Consider the following 19,157-nt stretch of genomic DNA (forward strand, 5'->3'; position numbering starts at 1 on the left):
ACGACGTGTGCGTCAGTCGCGCCGCGCGAAGGAGCGGCGGACGACGCGCAGCAGACCGAGGAATCCGAACAGCCCGATCACCGCGCCGAGCACGGCGAAGAGGGTGACCGAGCCCCCGAGCACCGGCCCGCCGCCGGAGATGATGAGCACGACCGCGAGCACCACCGCGGCGATGGAGACGAGGGTGGATGCCACCTCGCCGCTGATCCGGGTGAGGACGCCGCCCGCGTCGGTGCCGTCCTCGGAGCGCAGGGTGATGCCGATCGAGCCTCGCTCGATCCCCGTCAGCAGGGCGTCCAGGCGGCGGGGGAGCCGCTGCAGTCGCGCGAGGGCGATGGCGGAGTCGGCCTGCATGTCGGTCGCGACGCGGCGCAGCGAGACGGTGCGCCGCATGAGGGCGGGCATGAGGGGGAGCGCCTCGCCGACCATGTCGTAGTCCGCGACGATGACGCGGAGGCATCCCTCGAGGGTCGCGAAGCTGCGGAACGCCGACGCGAGCTCGCCGGGCAGGGCGATGCGGTGCTGACGGATGACGTCGACCATGCGGGTGAAGATCGACCCGGTCGCCGCGGACGCCAGGTGCTCGGTGGTGAGCACGAGACCGATGTCGCGCCGGAACGCCTCGAGGTCGACGTCGGCGGGAGCGTCGACGATTAGCAGCAGCGCGTCGGTCGCGGCGACGTCGTTCTCGCTGAGCGACGCCAGCAGCAGGGCGGTCAGGTGCTGGCGACGGCTGCGCTCGATGACGCCGACCGCGCCGAAGTCGATCATGCCGAGGGTGCCGTCCTCGCGCAGCAGGACGTTGCCCGGGTGGAGGTCGGCGTGGAAGACGCCGTAGACGAGGATCTGCTCGATCACCGTCGCCATGAGCGTCCGGGCGAGGGTCTCGCGCTCCTCGGGACGCAGGGCGGCGAGACGGTCGGCGGACTCGGTGAGCGGGCGCCCGTCGACGAGCTCCATCGTGAGGACCCGGGGCGCGGAGGCCTCGGGGAACGAGCAAGGGATGGAGATGAGCCCGGGGCGGTGGCCCGGCGTCCGCTCGATCCGGGTGAGCGTGGCGCGGATCATCTCCATGTTGCGCGCCTCGATGCGGTAGTCGAGCTCCTCGAGGAGCGTCGTCGTGAAGCCTCGCGCGACGGACTCGATGCGGAGGTCGCGGCCGACGCGGGTGCGCGCCTCGGCGCGGTGGGCGAGGCGGCCGATGATGTCGGCGTCCGCCTCGACCTGCGCGCGGGCGGCGGGCCGCTGCACCTTGACGACGACGGGCGTGCCGTCGCGCAGCGTCGCACGGTGGACTTGCGCGACGGAGGCGGCGGCCAGCGGCGTCGGGTCGACGTGCGCGAACACCTCGTCGAGCGGTCGCCCGAGGTCGCGTTCGACGACCTCGCGGACGACGTCCCACGACAGCGTGGTGGCGTTCGTCTGCAGGGATGCCAGGGCGCTCAGGTACGGCTCGGGGATGAGGTCGCGTCGGGTGGCGAGCACCTGGCCGAGCTTGACGAAGCTGACGCCGGCGTCGTTGATGGTCGCGACGATCGCCCGGGCGCGCTCGTCGGACGTGCTGAGGTCGCGTTCGACCCGGCTGTGCCCGCCGTGGAAGATCCAGCCGACGCCGTGGCGGGAGGCGATGGTGAGGATCTGCAGGTAGCGCCGGGTGCGCTTGCGCTGCCGCAGCGCCGCGCGGACGAGGTCGACGGGGTTCGGCAGCGGTCGGGTGGGGAAGATGGCCTCGCTGGCCACCAGCGCGGCGACCCCGAGGGCGAACATCCAGGCGATCGCCAGGGCGATGATCCCGAGGGCGATCCAGACCTGATCGGGGGTGATGGTGTCGACGGTGGTGCCGTCGGGCCCGCTCAGCGCGGTCTGCCGCAGGACCCATTCCGCGAAGGGGATGCCGAGGGCGAAGACGAGCAGACCGATCACGATGCTGCGCGGCCAGCCGACCGGGGTCCCGAGGACGCGTCGGGCCACGAAGCCCACGAGGACCGCCGAGACGACGGCGGCGAGGGCGATCAGGGCTTGGGCGAGCACGGGGTCAGCGTAACCCGCGCCTCACGCGACGACGAGGAGTCCGCAGCCGGGGCAGCGCCAGACGGCGCGGTCTCCGACGACGTGCGGCTCGAGGGTGAGGAGGCAGCCGGGACAGGTGGGGGCGAAGCCCTGCGTGGTGTCGTCCACGTCCTCGGAGGAGAGCGGGAAGGGAGGCGGGTCGATCGTCCGTCGCGTCATAGCAACATGTTCACATGCCCCACCGACACGGCCGCTGGGAGAGCGGCGTCCCGTGTCCGCTGGGGCGTGACCCGTGTCCGCCGGGTGAAAGAAGAACGGGGGAGGGCGCTGAGCGCCGTCTCCCCCGTTCCGCGGTGGTGGTGTGTCCCTTAGCGGGTCGCACCCCGGCGGCCGACGATGAGGCCGTAGATCAGAAGGACGATGATCGATCCGCCGATGGCCAGCAGCCACGTCTGGATCGAGAAGAAGTCCTGCAGCGGAGCGTTGAACAGAACGCTGCCGAGGAAGCCGCCGAGCAGCGCGCCCACGACGCCGAGCACGAGGGTGATGATCCAGCCGCCGCCCTGCTTACCGGGGAGGATGAGCTTGGCGATGGCGCCGGCAGCAAGACCGAGGATGATCCATCCGAAGAATCCCATTGCTGTGTCCTTTCAGTGGTGTTGCGTGGGCGAGTCCCCCACGTCCAGGTGACCCCCAGGAAGGGGTACTGGTAAAACTGTGGCCCCTGTGACCTATTTGTGGGAACTACTTGCGCAGGCGCCGAAAAGTGCTTTTACTTCTGCGCGCGAGGGCCTTGGCGCGCTTTTCGGCCGATTTGCGCTGCTCCGACGCGAGCTCGGCGACCCGCTTCGCCCGCCGCTCCGCGTTCTTGCGACGCTCCTTCTTCGCCTTCGGGTCGTTCCAGAGCCGGACGAGCTGGTGCCCGACCGACTCGCGCTCCTTCACGCGCACGCGGGGCGTCCGGGTGCCGACGATGAACGCGAGCAGGGCGACCCCGCCGACGAGGATGATCTTGTTGCGCATGGTGGTCTCCGTTGTCGTCCGGGCGGTCAGCGCACGCGGGTGTTGTCGTGGGCGAGCTTCGCGCGCAGGCCGCTGTGGATCGAGATGTAGGTGCGGAAGGACTGGCCCGTCAGCGTCCCGAGGTTCGAGACGAGCGTGTCGACGTGCGTGGCCACCTCGCGGGGCGAGGTGTTCTGGCGCGGCGTGACGGCCACGTGCAGGACGGGCTCGTCGCGGACCTCGCCGGAGGTGATGCGGGCCGAGAGGATCTCGTCGCGGTCCGACAGGGCGTTCTGCAGCGCCTCGGAGGCGAAGCCGTTGGTGACGGTGATCCGGCCGGAGCCCTCGTCGCTGCCGGTGGCCTGCAGCGGAACGCCATGGCGACCGCGGACGGCGGCGGCGGCGATGATCACCAGTAGGACGGCGAGGACCGCCAGGATCGCGACGACGATCCAGCTGAAGGCCGGCTGGCCGACGCTCTCCGCCCAGCCGCGGACCCCGTCCGTCACCGACGTGTACGCACCGGCGGTGCCGGGGAGTGCGACGAGCAGGACGAGCAGGGCGCCCTTGGCCAGCAGGATCAGTCCGACGATGAACAGCAGGGTGCGGTTCACGCCGCGGTGGGTGTTTCTCATCGCAGGGCCTCCTTCGTTGCCGGGGTGGTGGCGGTGGTCGGCAGCGCCCCCGTGGGACGGGCGGCCGCGGCGGGGCGCGCGGCGCCGTCGTCGTCGCCGTCCTTCGGGCGATCGATGCGCACGCGGGTGCGCACGCTCGGGGTCAGGCGGTACGACTCGATCTCCGTCTCGACGCTGCGGCGGACCGCCTCCGCGTCCACGGGGATGCCGAGCGGCGGGCGCACCGTCACGTCGACCGAGCGGTGGGCGACGCCGACGACGATGTCGTCGCGGGCGATGCCCGTGTCGGCGCTCAGGCGCTGGGCCAGCGCGGACGCGACGACGCCGTTGTCGACGACGACGGCCCGCTCGCCGGCCTCCATCTCGTGGCGTGACAGGCGTCCGGGCTTGAGCGCGAGCACGACGAGGATCAGCCCGACGAGGGCGAGCACGATCCCCGCGGCGATCACCGCCCCCGGGGCGAAGGTGCCGAGCGGGTCCGCCAGCGCGTCGAACGCCGCACCGGGGGCGATCAGCAGCGGAGCCGACCCCGTCGCCGCCAGGACGATCTCGGTGCCGGCGTAGGCGAGGGCGAGGAGGAGGAGGATGACGACGGTGAGCATGGCGCCGGTGCGGGGCGAGTGGGTCTCGCGGCGTACGACGGTGCGGAGGGTGGTGTCGGTCATCAGCGCACTCGCTTTCTCTTCGGGGTGGTGGCACCGGTCAGGGTGAGGTCCACGCGGGAGACGTCGCGTCCGAACAGGCGGGTGAGGCGTGTGTGGAGGTCGGCTTGGATGCCGCGGGCGGCCTCGAGCACCGGGACGGTGGTGGTGATGGCGGGGGTGTCGTCCAGGCGTGGGATGGGGAAGGGGGCGTTGACGCGGACCACGACGGTGTCGCGGGAGCCGGTGATGTCGATGGAGACGTCGCTGCGGTCGATGCCGATGGCCTCGGCCGCGGCTTGTTCGGCGGCTTTGCGGTAGACCCGATCTGCCACATCGATCCGACCCCGCGTGGCGGCCGGTGCGCCCGCCGGGGCCGCGGCTGCGACCCCGGTGAGTGCGGTGGTCATGACGTGCTCCGCCCGGTGAAGGCGTTGACGACGTTGCGGATGTCGATCTGACCCGACACGACGCGGCCGACGACGGCGCCGATGGCCATGAACAGAGCCACGAGGATGAAGCCCCAGAAGCCGAAGAGGAGGGCGGAGACGGCGAGGACGAGCCCGACGAGGGCTCCGGTGTAGGTGGGGTTCATCGGACTCGCGAGCTCTCTTCGTTGTTGTCGTCGTCTCCGGCGATGTGGATGTCGTTCACGTCGACGTTGACCTCGACGACCTCGAGGCCGACGAGACGGTGGATGGCGTCGGCGACGTGGTCGCGGACCTGGGTGGCGACGTCCTGGATGGGCGCCGGGTACTCGACGACGATCGTGACGTCGGCGGCGGCCTGGGTCTCGCCGACCTCGACCTTGATGCCCTGGGACAGGTCCGTCGCGTTCACGGCGTCGCGGATCGCGCCGAGGGCACGGGCTCCGCCACCGCCGAGGGCGTACACGCCCGGGATCTCGCGCGCGGCGATGCCCGCGACCTTCGACACGACGCCGTCGGCGATCGTGGTCTTGCCCGCGGTGCCCGATCCGCCGGGCGCGTTCGAGAATGCGCGGTCGACGCGACCGGCCGTCGTGGTGGTCTGGTTTTCCTCAGCCATCGGAGTGTCCTTCCCGTGTACGTCGTGACCCGGGATCATGTCCGCGGGCCGAGCGAGGTTCGCTTACCGGGGAGACGGGTCGAGTCGCCGATTCGTCACGCGCGACGTCGATCTTTTTCCGCGGACGGAGAAGGGATGCCACGCCGACGACGCTCCCTATCGCGCCCGGCTCCGGGCGTCAATGGTGTGCGCGCGGTCGGGTTCTCGCCGAGGCTAAGAGAACCGGCGCGGGGGCGTCGGAGGGGGAACGGTGGGGGCTCAGCAGCGTCGGTGACCGGTCGGATTCCGGCCGGTCACCGCACTCGGGGTCGGAGCCGTCTCAGCGTCGCGGCGCGGGCTGGCGCAGCGAGACCTCCCGCTGCCCGAACAGTCCCCGACGCACGCGCGCCATCGTGTATCCCTGCAGCTGCAGATCGTCGCGCAGCTCGGGCGTGAGCGGCTTGTGCGGTACCCGGACCCACCCCGTCGGATAGCTGTATGCGTGTGTGATGCGATGGAACTGAGCCATGGCGAGTCGGCCTTCCCCCCAGAATGAGCAACGACTGTGCGCGGTGCCCGGACGGCGTGACCCCGGGGCGGTGGACCCGGCGTCGCGTCACCGGTGGCCGCGTCGCGCATCAGCGTAGCTTCGTCATGTGTCCGGCGCATGAACATGACCCGAGGGCGTGGTATGCGCGCGGTTCTGCGGGTGGGGCGTCCCGCGGCGAGTCCCTCAGGAGCCGGAGTCCTCGCCATGCGACTCGCGGATCCGCCGTCCCTCGGCGACGTCCTTCTCCTCCTTCTCGCGGGTCTTCTCGAGCTTCTTCGTGTCGCGCGGGGGGAGCTGCAGCTCCCGTTCGGCCGGGATGCCCGACTGCAGCTGGCGGCCGCGCTCGAGTTCGGCATCCAATTCCGCCCCGAAGAGGATCGCGAGATTCGCGATCCAGAGCCACAGCAGGAACACGATCACGCCGGCGAGCGAGCCGTAGGTGCGGTCGTAGTTGGAGAAGTTGGCGACGTAGAGGACGAACCCGGCCGTGGCGATCGCGAGGATGACGATCGCGGCGATGGCGCCGACGCTGATCCAGCGGAACTTCGGCTGCTTCGCGTTGGGGGCGCCGTAGTAGAGGATCGCGAGGATCACCACCACGATGGCGAGCAGCACGGGCCACTTGACGATGTTCCACACGGTGACGGCGACGTCGCCGAGGCCCAGGGCGTTGCCGACGGCCTCGGCCACGGGGCCGGAGACGACGAGCAGCAGCGCGCAGACGCTCACCAGCACGACGGTGATGACGGTGAGCAGCAGCTGGACGGGCTTGAGCTTCCAGAACGGCCGGCCCTCGTCGATCTCGTAGATGCGGTTCATCGCTCGGCTGAAGGCGCCGACGTAGCCGGACGCCGACCAGATGGCCAGCACGATTCCGGAGACGAGGGCGAACCCGGCGCCGGGGGACGAGGCGATCTGCTCGATGGGTCCGCGCAGCGTCTCCGCGGTGTCGCCGGGGGCGACGTCCTCGACGATGCCCAGGACCGTCGACACGGCGGCGTCGCTCTGACCGACGACGCCGAGGATCGAGAAGACGGCGATGAGGCCGGGGAAGAGCGCGAGCACGCCGAAGTAGACGAGGCTCGCGGCGATGTCGGTGCATTGGTCCGAGGAGAACTCGCGCAGCGTCTTCTGCAGCACGTACTTCCAGGACCGCTTGTGCAGGTCCGTCGGCGACTCGGGCTTCGCGGTTTTCGTCGACACGATGGTGGCCTTCCGTTCCGGGGGGACCTCCGGTCTACGGCGGCCCCCGTCGGGTTGCCACGACCGTTGACGCGGGGTCGTCCGGTGTGAAATGGATGCCGCCGGAGAACACATCTACGAAGGTGAGACGCCCGGCGCAACCGGTTCGTCGTCGCTCCGCGGGTGCATTACTCTGTTATTCGGCCGGAGGGAGGGGTGTCCGGTCGGTGGGATCGAACAAGGTTTCGGATGCGAAGCTCGAACGCGTCCTGGCATCCATCGCCCCGACGACGCTGCCGATGCAGGCGTTCGGACCCGGGCCCGTCGAATGGTTCGAGCGTCCGCGGCCGGTGTGGGCGTGGGTGCAGTGGCCGCATCGCTCCGCCGAGCGCGTCGCCTGCTGGGCGCACGCGGCGAACGATCGCGTGGTGTTCCTGCGGGTGCCGTGCGAGGGCGGGCACTGGGAGCCCGTGGTGTGGCGGAACGCGGTCCGTGTGCGCCGCCCCGACGAGCGCTGACCGGCGGCGCGGACCGTGTGCCCGGTGGCATCCCGTCGGACAATCCGCGCAAAACCGCCGGACCTCGAACGTCCCGAGCGCACACTGGACGCATGCGTCGGATCGTTTACGCGGGTGGGTCCTTCCTCACCACCGCCGAGATCGCCGGGACGCTCATGCGGCTCGCCGTCGGCGTCGCGGTGCTGGGCGGGACGGAGCTGGTCGAGGTGCCGGTCTGCGTGGACGCCGACCGGACGGACACCGCGCAACTCGTGATCGGCCCGGGCCTGCCGCTGCTCAACCTCCCCGTCGACTGGCGCGGCGACGAGCCGGACTTCACGACCGAGAACCTCATGCTGCAGATGCGCACGAGCTACCCCGCGACGGGCGGGAACGGAGAGGCGCTGCCGGCCGACTCCGGTGCGCCGTGGAGCGCCGACTTCGACGAGTGGTGAGGCCGTGCGTCCCTCGGGGGCGGGATGCCGGACGGCCCCGGAACCCGTGGGTCCCGGGGCCGTCGTGGCGTCGGCGCGGCGTCAGCCCAGCGGGCCGTAGGCCGCCGGGGTCGTGCGCTTGTGCGTCGCCTGCTCGTACGCATAGGCGAAGCCGAGCAGCGTGCCCTCGCTGAAGTCCCGGCCGAGGAACTCCATGTTCACGCCGCCGATCGTGCCTTCCGTCGTCTGCCCCATCGGGACCGTCACGGCCGGCAGACCCGTGTTCGGGCTGAGGCGGGTGTTGGCGGTGCTGATGGTGCCGTAGGCGTTCGCGGTCGGGTAGATGACGGCATCCAGGTTCTGGTCGTTCATCATCTGCGTGACGATCTGCTTGCCCTTGGCGAGCTGCAGCGTGTGCGACCCCTGCGGTCCGGCCCAGGCCTGGTACGCCTCCTCGGTCACGGCGGCGCGCTGCCCGTACGGGTTGGTCGCGCGGCCGGGGACGATGTTCGGCGACAGCGAGATGTCGAGCAGGCTGCGCGCCGACACGGCCGGGTTCAGGTAGCTGGCGATGTAGTTGCGCAGGTCGTGGTTGAACTCCGGACCGCTGCCGCTGCCCTCGCCCACGATCGCGGCCCAGCCCTCGGGCAGCACCACGTCGACGACCGTCGCGCCCTGCGCGGTCAGGTCCGCCTTGGCCTGTGCAAACAGGCTCCCGGTGGCGGCGTTGCTGCCGACGAGCGTCGTGAGGACGCCGATGCGCTTGCCCTTCAGGGCGTCGGTGTCGAGGTACGACGTGTAGGTGTCGGGGACGAGACCGGCCTGGCGCTGGGTCACGGGGTCGTTCGCGTCCACGCCCACGACGGTGTCGAGGGCCACGGCGGCGTCGAGCACGCTGCGGGCCATCGGGCCGCCCGTGTCCTGCGACAGGGCGAGGGGCACGATGCCGTCACGGCTGGCGAGGCCGACCGTGGGGCGCACGCCGACGAGCTGGTTGTACGTCGACGGGATGCGGATCGACCCGCCCGTGTCGGTGCCGAAACCGATGCCGGCGAGGTTCGCCGCGATCGCCGCGCCCGTGCCGCCGCTCGAGCCGCCTGCGTTGCGGGTGGTGTCGTACGGGCTCGAGACGATCGACTTCGCGCCGGCCGGCTGGAAGGCCGACCACTCCGAGGTCAGGTTGATCGCGAACTCGTCCATGCTCGCCTTGGCGACGATGACGGCGCCGTCCGCGCGCAGACCCTCGACCATGGAGGCGTCCGACATGGTCTGGTTCTCGTTCCAGCAGCCGCAGCCGGCCGTGGTCGGCATGTCGACGGTGTTGTAGTTGTCCTTCAGTGCGACCGGGACGCCGAGCAGCATGCTCGTCATGCCCTGCTCCGCGCGGATCGCGTCCGCCTCGGCGGCGGCCTTCAGCGCGACCGTGCTCGTCGTGATGATCGAGTTGAGCGGACGTCCGCCCTCCTGCTTCACGGCGCGGTCGTAGGCGGCGATGCGGTCGAGGTACTCCTGCGTCAGCGACACAGACGTGATGACGCCGGCGTTCATCGCCGACTGCATCGACACGACGTCGGCCTCGACGATCTCGAACGGGCCGTCGTCGTAGATGACGCGCTCCGACAGGGCGGCGAGGTCGGACGCGGTGATCTTCGCGTCGCCGTCGAGGTCGAGGTCGGACACCTCCGCCCAGTCCGGGGACGTGGATGCCAGCCCGATCGCGCTCGCCAGGAGGGCGAGGTCGTCGGGGGTGACCTGGTCGTCGCCCGTGAGGTCCAGCTCCGTGTAGTACGGCGCCGCGATCGGGGCGGTGGAGGAGGGAGCGGGCGCGGCGGTCGCCGCGGTCGGGGCGATGACGGCGCCGGCGACGGCGACCGAGATCGCGGCCGAGCCGGCGAACAGGCGGCGGGTCAGAGGGGTCATGGGCGCTCTTTCGCGGTGCAGGGGGGAGGAGGGGGAGGGGATGCCACGCATCACTCGCTCACCCCCTGGCGGCGACGGCGGATGACGAACACGGCGCCCGCGGCGATGAGCGCGACGCCCACGGCACCGGTGAAGAGCCACGGCGCGGCCTCGGACCCGGTGACGGCGAGGTCGCCGTCGGACGAGCCGTTCGCGGCCGGGGCCGGGGTGGCGGTCGCTGAGGGGGAGGCGGTGGGCGCGGGCGAGGCCGTCGTGGACGGCTCCGGCTCGGGCTGCGGCTCCGGCTCGGGGTCGGGGTCGGGGTCGGGGTCGGGCGTCGGCGCGGCGGCGATCACGACGGGCGCGGTCGCGGCGTTCGCGAGCGTCGTGACCTCACCGGTCGACGACACCAGGCGGACGGACGACAGGTCGATCGTCGCCGTTCCCGCTGCCAGGGTCGAGAACGGGATGACGCCGAGGGTGAGGGTCTCGCCCGGGCCCGTAGACAGGCCGGGCGAGGTGCCGAGGCGGGTGTGGGTGAGGATGAGGCTGCCGGCGTCGGTCACGGCGGAGTCGAATCCGCCCTCGGGGGTGCCGGTGATGTCCTCCGCCTCGACCGCGAGCAGCTCGTCGGGGAAGGTCAGCTCGAGGTCGTACGCGTAGAGGTTCGAGACGCCGGTGGCGGTCAGGGTGGCCTCGACCGTGTCGCCGGCCGTGGCCGTCGGCGTGACGGTCAGGGTGAAGACCGCCGTCGGGGCGGCGGCGACGGCGGCGGGGGCCGCGGCGAGGGGGGCCGCGACGGTGAGGGCGGCGACGAGGGCGGCGACGATGCGCCTCGACGTCGCTGATGCCGCGGTCGCCGCGGGGGCGGCTGCGCGGAATGCAGGCATGCGCAAGTAGGGCTCCTTGGTGGGGGTGGTGGATCGCGGCCGCACGGGCCTCTCGGCCGCGATCCGGGGGTATGCCATGACCTTGGCAGCGCGTCGTGTCGCGTTGGTCACGCCGTGTTGCGGCTTTGTGTCGTCGCTCGCGCAGAAGCCGGCGCGGCCGCTCGCCGAACTCCGGAGGTGTGGGGGCCGGCGGCGGGGCCGCTGCTCGTCGAACTCCTGAGGTGTGGGGGGCCGGCCGCGGGGCCGCTGCTCGTCGAACTCCGGAGGTGTGGGGGTCGGCGGCGGGTCGCTGCTCGTCGAACTCCTGAGGTGTGGGGGCCGGCCGCGCGCCGCGGCGCGCCGAACTCCTGAGGTGCGGGGGCCGGCCGCGGGGCCGCCGCTCGTCGAACTCCTGAGGTGTGGGGGCCGGCCGCGGGGCCGCGGCGCGCCGAACTCCTGAGTTTCGGGCTGAATGTGCGGCGACAGGCCCCGGGAGAGGCGGATCCGCCCGGTTTCTCCGGGGCGCGGCTCGCGGTTCTCAGGAGTTCGGTGAGGCAGGGCCGGGCAGAGCCGGGCGGGGCGGGGCGGGGCGCGGCTCGCGGTTCTCAGGAGTTCGGCGAGGCGGGGCCGGGCAGAGCCGGGCAGAGCCGGGCGGGGCGGGGCTCGCGGTTCTCAGGAGTTCGGCGAGGCAGGGCCGGGCAGGGCGGGGCCGGGCCGAGCGGAGCGGGGGTGCGGGGGAGTCGGGAGTTCGGCGGGGGAGGAGGGACCGGGTGAGACTGGGAGCCCGAGCGAAGGAGTCCCATGCGCACCAGGACCGTCGTCATCGCCCCCGATTCCTTCAAGGGCAGCGCCTCCGCGGCTGCCGTCGCGCAGTGGATCGGCGAGGGGTGGGCGGAACGGCGTCCCGGCGACGACATCCGCCGCCACCCGATGGCGGACGGCGGCGAGGGCACCATGGCCGCTCTCGAATCCGCGATGCCGGGAGTGGAGCGGCATCCCGTCGTCGTCCCCGGACCCACGGGGCAGCCCGTGTCTACCTGGTGGGTCGGCATCCCGGCGCCGGACGGGTCGGTCACCGGCCTGGTGGAGCTCGCCGCGACGAGCGGCCTGACCCTCGCCGCCCCGGCTCCGCTGGACGCCGGGACCGCGGGCGTGGGGCACGCCATCCGGGCGGCGCTCGAGGCCGGCGTCGACGAGATCGCCGTCGCGGTGGGAGGCAGCGCCTCGACCGACGGGGGAGCGGGACTGCTGACCGCGCTGGGGGCGTCGATCCGCGACCAGGACGGTCGTCCGATCGCGCCGGGCGCCCGCGGCCTGGCGGCGGCGGCATCCCTCGACCTGGCCGGGTTGATGTCACCGCCGCCCGGAGGAGTGCGCATCCTGGCTGACGTCACCAACCCGCTGCTCGGCGAGCGGGGCGCGGCGGCGGTCTTCGGTCCGCAGAAGGGTGCCAGCCCCGCCGATGTCGTCGCGATGGACCGGGCGCTCGCCGGGTTCGCCGGCATGGTCGGGGTCGATCCGGCGACGCCGGGCGCGGGTGCCGCCGGTGGTGCCGCCTACGCGCTGCTCGCGTGGGGCGGCCGGATGACCTCCGGCGCGGCCTTCGTCGCCGAACGCAGCGGACTCCTCGACGCGATGCACCGAGCCGACGTGGTCGTCACGGGCGAGGGGCGCTTCGACGAGCACAGCGCCCACGGCAAGGTCGTCGGATTCCTCATGGATGCCGCCACCTCACCGCTCCTGCTCGCCGCCGGGGGCATCGCGGCTCCGACCGAGCGCTTCGCCGCCGCTGTCGCGCTGAGCGAGCTGTCCGGCTCGGTCGCCGCGGCCATCGCCGACCCGGAGCCGTACCTGCGGGAGGCGGGCCGCCGGCTCGCCGCCGCGTTCCCGGCCTGACCTTCGCCGCACCGGACTCGGGATGCCGCGGCCGGCCCCGTTCCCGAGCTGCGCTCGCCGGGCCCGACCCGGCACTCATAAACGCTCTCTGCCCTCATAAACGCCGTGTGCACGCGTTTCTGAGTGCAGACAGCGTTTATCGATCGGAGCACCACGCGCGCGGCCGTCACCGGCGCCGGCCGTTGCCGGTGAGCTCGCCCCAGTCCGCGGCCGGGGCCCCGCCGGGACGCATCGACCCGAGGAACGCCATGTGCACCTTGTAGCAGGCGAGCCGCAGCGTGTGCGCCCACCCGATGACCTCGCCGCGGTGAATGGCCTTGTACATGACCTGCTGGCCGTTCATCACGCGGCGGATCTCGATGCGCCCGTACTCGTGTCCTTGCGGGTCGACCATCCGCCACACCCCGGTCGGTCCTTCGACCGCCGCCAACACCGGATGCCATTCGCCCATCGCTACGCCGGATCCTTTCTCCGGCCGAGAGAGCAGCAGGCTACGACCGACCCCCGACATCGCGCCAGCCCCCTCTGCGTGTGGCGTTGACTTGCCCCATATGTACGCCGGCGCCGGGGTGTCGCGTGCATTTGCGCCACGTCATCGCTGGAAGAGTACGGGACAGCACGGAAGCCCCGGGACAGCACGGAAGCCCCGGAACATCACGGCTGCACGCCAGCCCCCTCTGCGTGTGGCGCTGACTTGCCCCATTTGTACGCCGGGCCCTGGCGTCGCGTACATCTGCGACAAGTCACCGCCGGAAAAGGGCGCGACAGCAAGGCAGGGCGGAAGATCGCGCACCCCGCCAGCCCCTTCTCGGATGGCGCTGACTTGCCCCATATGTACGCCGGCGCCGGGGTGTCGCGTACATCTGCGACAAGTCATCGCTGGAAGAGCGCCGGAACAGTACGCAAACCCCGACGGAACAACACGGCAGCGCGCCCGCCCCACGCGGCGGACTGCGCGCGCCGTATCGCGTGTGCGGAATTCGTCCGCGCCGCGTGATCGCCGCGCAGATTCTGCCGGCGCAGCGCGCGGCCGACTCCGTTCGGCACGCCGCAAGAACCGCGGAATTCCGGGGCTGTGGACCGTCGCCGGCCTCATGGGCACCCGGCCGACGACGGCCTCATTTTCATCTAACTCGGTTCCCCCTAGTGACGCTGTCCCCCTAAAGGTGGACAATGGAATGCAGGTGACTCCTCCCCGCTCGGACGGCACCCCCGGCGGGGAGGAGCCCCTCTCCTCTGCGGTCGAGTGCGTCTCCCGCGAACGAGGATCCTGGATGCCACGGCCCCGACGGGCGGCATCCACCCGTCCGACGTGGGCTAGAACGAGAAGCCGGCGCGGTCGCCGGTGGCAGAGACGCGCCGCGCCCCGTGCGGGGTGACCCGGACGTGCTGGACGGCGTCGTCGGACTCGATGATGTCCTCGATGTCCACGCCGAGCAGGCCGATGGCCGCGATGGTCCCCGTCGGGTCGCCGCCGACCGCGCCGAGCGCTCGCAGTGCCCGCGCCCGCGTCCGCTCGACGTACGCCGCGACGGTGCGGGCGCTCGCCGTCAGGGCGACGGTCCGTCCGCTGTACGCGGTGAGGGAGCGCAGGCGGAAGACGTCGCCGCGGTCGTCGCGGTCGACGTCTCAGATCTCGCGAAGGACGGAGATGAGCCGCGTGCGGTGCGCATCCATCGTTCTCTCCTTCGTCGCGTCGGCCGACCGGGCCCGGGGTCATGACGAGGCAGGACGGCGAGAGGACACTCCGACCATAGGGCATGTATGCATGCCCGGACAAGCTTCGCGGTGACGCCGCCGCCGGGTCTGACCGCGCGGCGGTCCCACCCGGCGGGGGAGTTCCCCCCACCTGTCGGGCGCGCTCTGCGTTCCGCGCTGCCAGCGTCGAAAGGTCCGCCCCACGAAAGGTTCCTCGACCCATGTCCCAGAACCGTGAATCGACCGGTGTCCTCCTGCTCGCGCTCGCGGTGGTCGCCGCGCTGCTCGCGTGGGCGGCGCAGCTGACCATCGGCTGGTTCCTGCCGGCGGTGTTCGCCGCCGTCGCCGTCCTTCTGGCGGTCACGGGGCTGGCGTCCGCGCGGCGCCGGCGGGACCAGGACCCGACATGACGTTCGACGTCGCCGCGGCCGATCCGGCGGTCCTGCAGGCGGACGGGATGCCGCCAGGTGAACCGGCGGTCGAGATTCACGGCTGAGCGGGGATTTCCCGCGCAGCGCGACCTAACGTCGAACATCGGGCTCATCGCTCGGCATCCCACTCTCGCACCGAGGAGGTCATCCATGACGTCGCGCGAACTCGCCCGTGAGCCGAGTCACCGTTCCCGCCGAGCCGGGGGAGCGACGGGGGCCGGCGGCGCCCGACGCCGAACGTGCCGAGAGGGGGTCGCGTGATGGCCTGGCACTCCCTCTCGCTGCACCGGCAGCGCGACGGCCGCATCGAGGTGCTCGTCTACTCGCGCCCGACGCATCGCACCTGGGCGCTCGACGGGCTGCCCGAGGTCGTCTCGCCGACCGCGACGCCGAGGCAGCTGGGCGAGGCCGTCGTGCGCGGCCTGAGGCGGTCGCTGCAGGGAATGTGCGTCCGCGAGGACCCGGACTTCGAGCGCTTCCTCGCCTGGAACGGCGCGTTCAACTGGTCGAGCTACTCCCGCGGGGTGCGCGCGGTCGACGTGGTCGCCGACTTCGAGGACGAGATCGGTCCCGTCGGCCTCACCCCGCAGGTCCGCGTGCGGGACGGCGACTTCATCCCGATGATGAAGAAGACCGTCATCGTCGACGGCACCGACGTGACCGCTCTCGGCGATGCCGCCCGCCGCGCGATGATGCAAGCCGGCGGCTGACCCCCGCGTCGCCGGAAGGGCCGATGGATGCCACCGGGTGGCATCCATCCCGCGTCACTCGCGGTTGCGCAGAGCGGCGACGACGCCCATCGTCAGCGTGGTCCCGAAGAGGAGCACGAGACACACCAGGATCGCCACGGTCTCGACCTGTTCGTCCACCCGTTCCCCCTCCGGTCGGAGGCGACGGTACGCCGGGAAGATGACGTCGAGGTGACGGAGGGGCGTCGAGCCGGGGGTCTCGAAGCCGCCGCCCCCGCCCGGGAACGGGAGCCTCGGGCGGAGGCGGCCTCGAGCGGAGGCTCCAGCGAGGTCAGGCGACGAGGTCGCTGGCCCGCGCGGTCTCCCACACGGTGTCCCAGCCCCGCGAGAGCTCCGCGGCGCGCTGGACCGACAGGACGAGGCTCGCCTCGCGGGCGATGCCCTGTCCGGCGATGTCGAACGCCGTGCCGTGATCGACCGAGACGCGGACGACGGGGAGGCCGACGGTGATGTTGACGCCGTCGTCGCCGTAGACCGCCTTGAAGGGGGCGTGTCCCTGGTCGTGGTAGCAGGCGACGACCATGTTCCACTTGCCGCGCACGGCAGCGGGGATCAGCGCATCCGCCGGGATCGGTCCGTGGGCGTTGATGCCGCGCTCGCGTGCGCGCTCCACGGCGGGCGCAAGGATGTCGGCATCCTGATCCCCGAAGATGCGGTTCTCGCCGGCGTGCGGGTTGAGGCCGCACAGGCCGATCGCCTCGTCGGGCTTGCCGAGCGCGCGGACGAACGCCCCGGCGAGGGTCAGCACGTCGTCGGTCCGCTCCGGGCTCGTGCGCTCGATCGCCTGCTGCAGCGAGACGTGCGCGGTGAGGTGGAAGAAGTAGAGGTCACCGGCGGAGAGCACCAGGCTGAAGTTCTTCACACCGAACTCGTGCGCCAGCAGCTCGGTGTGGCCGGGCCACTTGTGCCCGCCGGCCTGCATCGCGGCCTTGTTGAGCGGCGCCGTGACGATGCCCTGCACGATGCCCTCCCGCGCGAGCCGGCACGCCTCGACGACGAAGCGGTACGCGCCGTCGCCCGCCTCGGGGCTCAGCTCGCCCACCGGCACGTGTCCCAGCGAGCCGCCGGTCTGCACGACCTCCACCAGGGCGGGGTCGTTCACCGCGTCGCGCGGGTCGGCGATCACACGGACCGCCGCGGGGTCGAGTCCGACGAACTCCGCACCGCGACGGAGGGCGTCCGCGTCGCCGATGACGACGGGAACGCAGATCTCGCGCAGCTCGGGGTGCTGCAGCAGCGTCTTGACGGTGATCTCGGGACCGATGCCCGCGACGTCACCCAGGGTGAGGGCGAGGACCGGGAGGGCGGGATGCTCAGACATTGTGATCTTCCTTCGGGTGGACGGGGTGGAGGACCGGGTCGGTCGGCGATTCCGACCGCAGGTGGGACACGAGGTCGACGAGGGCGGTCGGCGGGCCGAACCCGCCGGACTTGGAGACGAGGCGCACGCCGTCGGCCAGACCGCCGACGATGATCCCGGTCGGGCAGCCCGCGTCGAGGACGCCGTCAAGGCGGACGGCGGTCGCGCCCAACGCGGCGAGCACGGCGGCCACGCCGTCGCCGCCGACGACGATCAGCGCGCCGACGTCCTGTGTTTTCACGAGTGCGTTCACCCGCTGGGCGAGCTCCGCGGCGACGTCCGACGGACGGGGGCCGCGTTCCACGGGCGGTGTCAGCACGTCGACGTCGGAGGGGAGGGATGCCGCCAGCTCGCTCACCTGACGGGCGGAGACCGGGTGCAGCGAGGTGACCGCGACGACCACGCCCCCGCGGCTCGCGGATGCGACGGAGGCCCGAGCGGGATGCTGCCACCGGCGGGCGAGGGCGGAGGCGAGACCGGCGGAACCGACGGCGACGACGGCGGGGTCGTGATGGACGAGGCGGGCCAGCGCGTCCAGATCGTCGTCCGTCGTGGCATCCGCGTAGGCCCGGGCGGGCATCGACGAGATCGCGCTCGCCGGAGACAGCGGCTGGAACCCGGGCAGCAGTTCGTCGAGACGGCTGGACGTGACGGGCGCGAACGGGTCGCGGCCGGAGTCCGTCTCGCTGACCGGGATGCCGTCCACGAGGACGACACCGTCCACGACGGTGCGTCCGAGCGCCGGGAAGGCCGGGGTGACGACGGCGCGGGCATCAGGATGCCGACGGCTCCAGGCGTCGAGGGCTCCCCGCACCTGCGCGGGCACCGACCCGCGCATCGTGGAGTCGATCTTGAGGAAGAGGCGCTCGACCCCGGCCTCGGACAGTCGGCGGACCGCGGCCGCGGTGACCTGCGCGGCATCCGCGTCGTTCAGGGACCTGGCGCCGGTGGCGACCGCGAGCACGGTGCTCGGTGTCAGGGGGGCCTCATGGTCCGTGTTTGCGGGGCCCACGAGGAGCCGCACCGCCCAGCCGTGCTGCGTGAAGACGCCGGCGGAATCGGCGGCACCGGTGAAGTCGTCGGCGACCAGGCCGACCGTCGCCGGGACGCCAAGGCCGGTGTCGCAGGTCATATCGGTCTCTCCGGTGAGCGAGGGGTGCGGTGCCTCTTGAGCTTAACACGATGGCGCGCGTTTCGCGCGAGAAATTGCGCGCAACGCGCAATCAGGAGACAATCGAGCAGGTCAACAAGGAGGTTTACGCATGAGCGATGACACGTCCGCGGGCGCGATCACGATCCCCGGGACGCCCGTTCCCCTCACTACCGCCGTGCTCGGCACGATGAACATGGGCGACACCAGCGACGCCGCGGCATCGGAGGAGCTCTTCGAGGCCGCCGTGGACGCCGGGATCACCGGCATCGACTGCGCCAACGGGTACGCGCGGGGAACGACCGAGTCCCTCATCGCGCCGTGGGTGAAGCGGCACCGCGACCGCATCGTCGTGGCGACGAAGGCGGGGATGCCGCACGCCGACGCCGGTGCGGACGCGCCCCTGTCTCCCACCGGGCTGCGGGCGAGCGTCCACGGCTCGCTGCGTCGTCTCGACGTCGACCGCATCGACCTCTTCTATCTGCACCAGCCGGACCGGCTCACTCCGATCCGCGACACCATGGAGGCGGTCGCGCAGCTGCACGCCGAGGGCAAGATCGGCGCCTACGGGGTGTCGAACTTCGCGGCATGGCAGGCGCTCGAGGTGGTCCGCCTCGCGGACGAGCTCGGCATCCCGCGTCCCACGGTCGGGCAGAACGTGTACAACCTCGTCGCGCGGCGGATCGAGGACGAGTGGATCGAGTTCGCCTCCGCGTACGACCTGGCGACCATGTGCTACAACCCCCTCGCCGGCGGCATGATCGCGCGCCCTCCCCGTGACGGCGCGGCGCCGACGCGTTTCGAGGGGTCCGCCCTCGCCGAGATGTACAAGAAGCGGTACTGGACCGACGAGCTCGTCGCCGCGACGGCGGCGCTCGCGCAGGTCGCCGAGGAGGCCGGCATGCCCATGTACGAGCTGGCTCTGCGCTGGCTCGTCGGCCGTCCGGGTGTCTCCGCGGTGCTCATCGGCGCGAACCGCACCTCTCAGCTGCGCGCGAACATCGACGCGCTCGCGAAGGGTCCGCTGCCCGCCGACCTCGCCGAGGCGTGCGACGCGATCTCGTCGCCGCTGAAGGGCAGCATGCCGGCGTACAACCGCTGACGCGGAGCGCAAAGAATGCGGGCCCC

At 72.0% G+C, this 19,157-nt stretch carries 22 protein-coding genes; 6 read left to right on the forward strand and 16 right to left on the reverse strand.

The features are described 5' to 3' along the window. Window positions 1–12: 12 nt before the first annotated feature. From ACO03V_RS13065 to ACO03V_RS13115, 11 genes are all read right to left on the reverse strand, one after another. Window positions 13–2,031 (reverse strand): ABC1 kinase family protein, encoded by a 2,019-nt coding sequence (locus tag ACO03V_RS13065; RefSeq protein WP_423137865.1) that lies wholly within the window; start codon window positions 2,029–2,031, stop codon window positions 13–15. A gap of 21 nt (window positions 2,032–2,052) precedes the next feature. Next, window positions 2,053–2,229: a hypothetical protein gene (locus ACO03V_RS13070; RefSeq protein WP_423137866.1), complete on the reverse strand. Its 177-nt coding sequence runs from the start codon at window positions 2,227–2,229 to the stop codon at window positions 2,053–2,055. Window positions 2,230–2,378: 149 nt separating this feature from the next. Further along, the gene (locus tag ACO03V_RS13075; RefSeq protein WP_367728833.1) at window positions 2,379–2,648 is read right to left on the reverse strand and encodes a GlsB/YeaQ/YmgE family stress response membrane protein; all 270 of its coding nucleotides are present in this window, start codon (window positions 2,646–2,648) and stop codon (window positions 2,379–2,381) included. Between the two features lie 106 nt (window positions 2,649–2,754). Beyond that, window positions 2,755–3,033 (reverse strand): hypothetical protein, encoded by a 279-nt coding sequence (locus ACO03V_RS13080; protein ID WP_423137867.1) that lies wholly within the window; start codon window positions 3,031–3,033, stop codon window positions 2,755–2,757. Between the two features lie 26 nt (window positions 3,034–3,059). Further along, complete coding sequence (locus ACO03V_RS13085; protein ID WP_367728835.1) at window positions 3,060–3,647, reverse strand: hypothetical protein; 588 nt, start codon at window positions 3,645–3,647, stop codon at window positions 3,060–3,062. Further along, window positions 3,644–4,312 (reverse strand): DUF6286 domain-containing protein, encoded by a 669-nt coding sequence (locus ACO03V_RS13090; protein WP_423137868.1) that lies wholly within the window; start codon window positions 4,310–4,312, stop codon window positions 3,644–3,646. The genes ACO03V_RS13085 and ACO03V_RS13090 overlap by 4 nt, the downstream gene beginning before the upstream one ends. Then, window positions 4,312–4,698, reverse strand: coding sequence for a hypothetical protein (locus tag ACO03V_RS13095; protein WP_423137869.1), 387 nt, complete (start codon window positions 4,696–4,698; stop codon window positions 4,312–4,314). Before ACO03V_RS13095 ends, ACO03V_RS13090 begins: the two co-directional genes overlap by 1 nt. Next, complete coding sequence (locus tag ACO03V_RS13100) at window positions 4,695–4,883, reverse strand: DUF2273 domain-containing protein (protein ID WP_367728838.1); 189 nt, start codon at window positions 4,881–4,883, stop codon at window positions 4,695–4,697. Before ACO03V_RS13100 ends, ACO03V_RS13095 begins: the two co-directional genes overlap by 4 nt. Beyond that, window positions 4,880–5,335 (reverse strand): Asp23/Gls24 family envelope stress response protein, encoded by a 456-nt coding sequence (locus ACO03V_RS13105; RefSeq protein ID WP_367728839.1) that lies wholly within the window; start codon window positions 5,333–5,335, stop codon window positions 4,880–4,882. The genes ACO03V_RS13100 and ACO03V_RS13105 overlap by 4 nt, the downstream gene beginning before the upstream one ends. Window positions 5,336–5,654: 319 nt before the next feature. Further along, a complete protein-coding gene (locus tag ACO03V_RS13110; RefSeq protein ID WP_367728840.1) occupies window positions 5,655–5,843 on the reverse strand; it encodes an alternative tryptophan synthase beta-subunit in 189 nt (62 codons plus the stop codon). A gap of 204 nt (window positions 5,844–6,047) precedes the next feature. Continuing rightward, window positions 6,048–7,067 (reverse strand): YihY/virulence factor BrkB family protein, encoded by a 1,020-nt coding sequence (locus ACO03V_RS13115; protein WP_423137870.1) that lies wholly within the window; start codon window positions 7,065–7,067, stop codon window positions 6,048–6,050. A gap of 206 nt (window positions 7,068–7,273) precedes the next feature. Between ACO03V_RS13115 and ACO03V_RS13120 the strand changes: the two genes are divergently transcribed. Both ACO03V_RS13120 and ACO03V_RS13125 read left to right on the forward strand, forming a co-directional pair. Continuing rightward, window positions 7,274–7,564 (forward strand): hypothetical protein, encoded by a 291-nt coding sequence (locus ACO03V_RS13120; protein ID WP_423137871.1) that lies wholly within the window; start codon window positions 7,274–7,276, stop codon window positions 7,562–7,564. A 92-nt stretch (window positions 7,565–7,656) separates the two neighbouring features. Beyond that, entirely contained in the window at window positions 7,657–7,998 is a 342-nt protein-coding gene (locus ACO03V_RS13125) for a hypothetical protein (RefSeq protein WP_423137872.1), read from the forward strand. An 81-nt stretch (window positions 7,999–8,079) separates the two neighbouring features. On the opposite strand, the gene ACO03V_RS13130 is transcribed toward ACO03V_RS13125, so the two are convergent. Continuing rightward, window positions 8,080–9,897 (reverse strand): amidase family protein, encoded by a 1,818-nt coding sequence (locus ACO03V_RS13130; RefSeq protein ID WP_423137873.1) that lies wholly within the window; start codon window positions 9,895–9,897, stop codon window positions 8,080–8,082. 50 nt (window positions 9,898–9,947) lie between these two features. Next, the gene (locus ACO03V_RS13135; protein WP_423137874.1) at window positions 9,948–10,766 is read right to left on the reverse strand and encodes a cohesin domain-containing protein; all 819 of its coding nucleotides are present in this window, start codon (window positions 10,764–10,766) and stop codon (window positions 9,948–9,950) included. A gap of 780 nt (window positions 10,767–11,546) precedes the next feature. On the opposite strand from ACO03V_RS13135, the gene ACO03V_RS13140 reads away from it, so the two are divergent. After that, window positions 11,547–12,641 carry a glycerate kinase gene (locus ACO03V_RS13140; protein ID WP_423137875.1) on the forward strand — a complete coding sequence of 365 codons (1,095 nt, stop codon included), beginning with the start codon at window positions 11,547–11,549 and terminating at the stop codon, window positions 12,639–12,641. Window positions 12,642–12,807: 166 nt separating this feature from the next. On the opposite strand, the gene ACO03V_RS13145 is transcribed toward ACO03V_RS13140, so the two are convergent. Continuing rightward, window positions 12,808–13,092: a hypothetical protein gene (locus ACO03V_RS13145; RefSeq protein WP_387056087.1), complete on the reverse strand. Its 285-nt coding sequence runs from the start codon at window positions 13,090–13,092 to the stop codon at window positions 12,808–12,810. Between the two features lie 1,468 nt (window positions 13,093–14,560). Between ACO03V_RS13145 and ACO03V_RS13150 the strand changes: the two genes are divergently transcribed. Both ACO03V_RS13150 and ACO03V_RS13155 read left to right on the forward strand, forming a co-directional pair. After that, the gene (locus tag ACO03V_RS13150) at window positions 14,561–14,749 is read left to right on the forward strand and encodes a hypothetical protein (RefSeq protein WP_423137876.1); all 189 of its coding nucleotides are present in this window, start codon (window positions 14,561–14,563) and stop codon (window positions 14,747–14,749) included. Window positions 14,750–15,030: 281 nt separating this feature from the next. Next, window positions 15,031–15,480 (forward strand): hypothetical protein, encoded by a 450-nt coding sequence (locus ACO03V_RS13155; protein WP_367728860.1) that lies wholly within the window; start codon window positions 15,031–15,033, stop codon window positions 15,478–15,480. A 310-nt stretch (window positions 15,481–15,790) separates the two neighbouring features. Here ACO03V_RS13155 and pdxA read toward each other — a convergent pair whose 3' ends face one another. Continuing rightward, window positions 15,791–16,840 (reverse strand): 4-hydroxythreonine-4-phosphate dehydrogenase PdxA, encoded by a 1,050-nt coding sequence (gene pdxA, locus ACO03V_RS13160; RefSeq protein ID WP_367728862.1) that lies wholly within the window; start codon window positions 16,838–16,840, stop codon window positions 15,791–15,793. Continuing rightward, window positions 16,833–18,011 carry a four-carbon acid sugar kinase family protein gene (locus ACO03V_RS13165; protein WP_423137877.1) on the reverse strand — a complete coding sequence of 393 codons (1,179 nt, stop codon included), beginning with the start codon at window positions 18,009–18,011 and terminating at the stop codon, window positions 16,833–16,835. Before ACO03V_RS13165 ends, pdxA begins: the two co-directional genes overlap by 8 nt. A gap of 130 nt (window positions 18,012–18,141) precedes the next feature. On the opposite strand from ACO03V_RS13165, the gene ACO03V_RS13170 reads away from it, so the two are divergent. Then, window positions 18,142–19,131, forward strand: a complete 990-nt coding sequence (locus ACO03V_RS13170; protein ID WP_423137878.1) for an aldo/keto reductase — start codon at window positions 18,142–18,144, stop codon at window positions 19,129–19,131. Window positions 19,132–19,157 lie beyond the last annotated feature (26 nt).

This window comes from Microbacterium sp. HMH0099, assembly GCF_049384025.1.
Lineage (GTDB): Bacteria > Actinomycetota > Actinomycetes > Actinomycetales > Microbacteriaceae > Microbacterium.

Coding starts and splice junctions, on each gene's coding strand:
- ACO03V_RS13095 (WP_423137869.1), bottom strand. CDS start 4,698: ATGACCACCGCACTCACCGGGGTCGCAGCCGCGGCCCCGGCGGGCGCA.
- ACO03V_RS13125 (WP_423137872.1), top strand. CDS start 7,657: ATGCGTCGGATCGTTTACGCGGGTGGGTCCTTCCTCACCACCGCCGAG.
- ACO03V_RS13145 (WP_387056087.1), bottom strand. CDS start 13,092: ATGGGCGAATGGCATCCGGTGTTGGCGGCGGTCGAAGGACCGACCGGG.
- ACO03V_RS13075 (WP_367728833.1), bottom strand. CDS start 2,648: ATGGGATTCTTCGGATGGATCATCCTCGGTCTTGCTGCCGGCGCCATC.
- ACO03V_RS13105 (WP_367728839.1), bottom strand. CDS start 5,335: ATGGCTGAGGAAAACCAGACCACCACGACGGCCGGTCGCGTCGACCGC.
- ACO03V_RS13170 (WP_423137878.1), top strand. CDS start 18,142: ATGAGCGATGACACGTCCGCGGGCGCGATCACGATCCCCGGGACGCCC.
- ACO03V_RS13150 (WP_423137876.1), top strand. CDS start 14,561: ATGTCCCAGAACCGTGAATCGACCGGTGTCCTCCTGCTCGCGCTCGCG.
- ACO03V_RS13085 (WP_367728835.1), bottom strand. CDS start 3,647: ATGAGAAACACCCACCGCGGCGTGAACCGCACCCTGCTGTTCATCGTC.
- pdxA (WP_367728862.1), bottom strand. CDS start 16,840: ATGTCTGAGCATCCCGCCCTCCCGGTCCTCGCCCTCACCCTGGGTGAC.
- ACO03V_RS13130 (WP_423137873.1), bottom strand. CDS start 9,897: ATGACCCCTCTGACCCGCCGCCTGTTCGCCGGCTCGGCCGCGATCTCG.
- ACO03V_RS13080 (WP_423137867.1), bottom strand. CDS start 3,033: ATGCGCAACAAGATCATCCTCGTCGGCGGGGTCGCCCTGCTCGCGTTC.
- ACO03V_RS13140 (WP_423137875.1), top strand. CDS start 11,547: ATGCGCACCAGGACCGTCGTCATCGCCCCCGATTCCTTCAAGGGCAGC.
- ACO03V_RS13165 (WP_423137877.1), bottom strand. CDS start 18,011: ATGACCTGCGACACCGGCCTTGGCGTCCCGGCGACGGTCGGCCTGGTC.
- ACO03V_RS13135 (WP_423137874.1), bottom strand. CDS start 10,766: ATGCCTGCATTCCGCGCAGCCGCCCCCGCGGCGACCGCGGCATCAGCG.
- ACO03V_RS13070 (WP_423137866.1), bottom strand. CDS start 2,229: ATGACGCGACGGACGATCGACCCGCCTCCCTTCCCGCTCTCCTCCGAG.
- ACO03V_RS13100 (WP_367728838.1), bottom strand. CDS start 4,883: ATGAACCCCACCTACACCGGAGCCCTCGTCGGGCTCGTCCTCGCCGTC.
- ACO03V_RS13090 (WP_423137868.1), bottom strand. CDS start 4,312: ATGACCGACACCACCCTCCGCACCGTCGTACGCCGCGAGACCCACTCG.
- ACO03V_RS13110 (WP_367728840.1), bottom strand. CDS start 5,843: ATGGCTCAGTTCCATCGCATCACACACGCATACAGCTATCCGACGGGG.
- ACO03V_RS13155 (WP_367728860.1), top strand. CDS start 15,031: ATGGCCTGGCACTCCCTCTCGCTGCACCGGCAGCGCGACGGCCGCATC.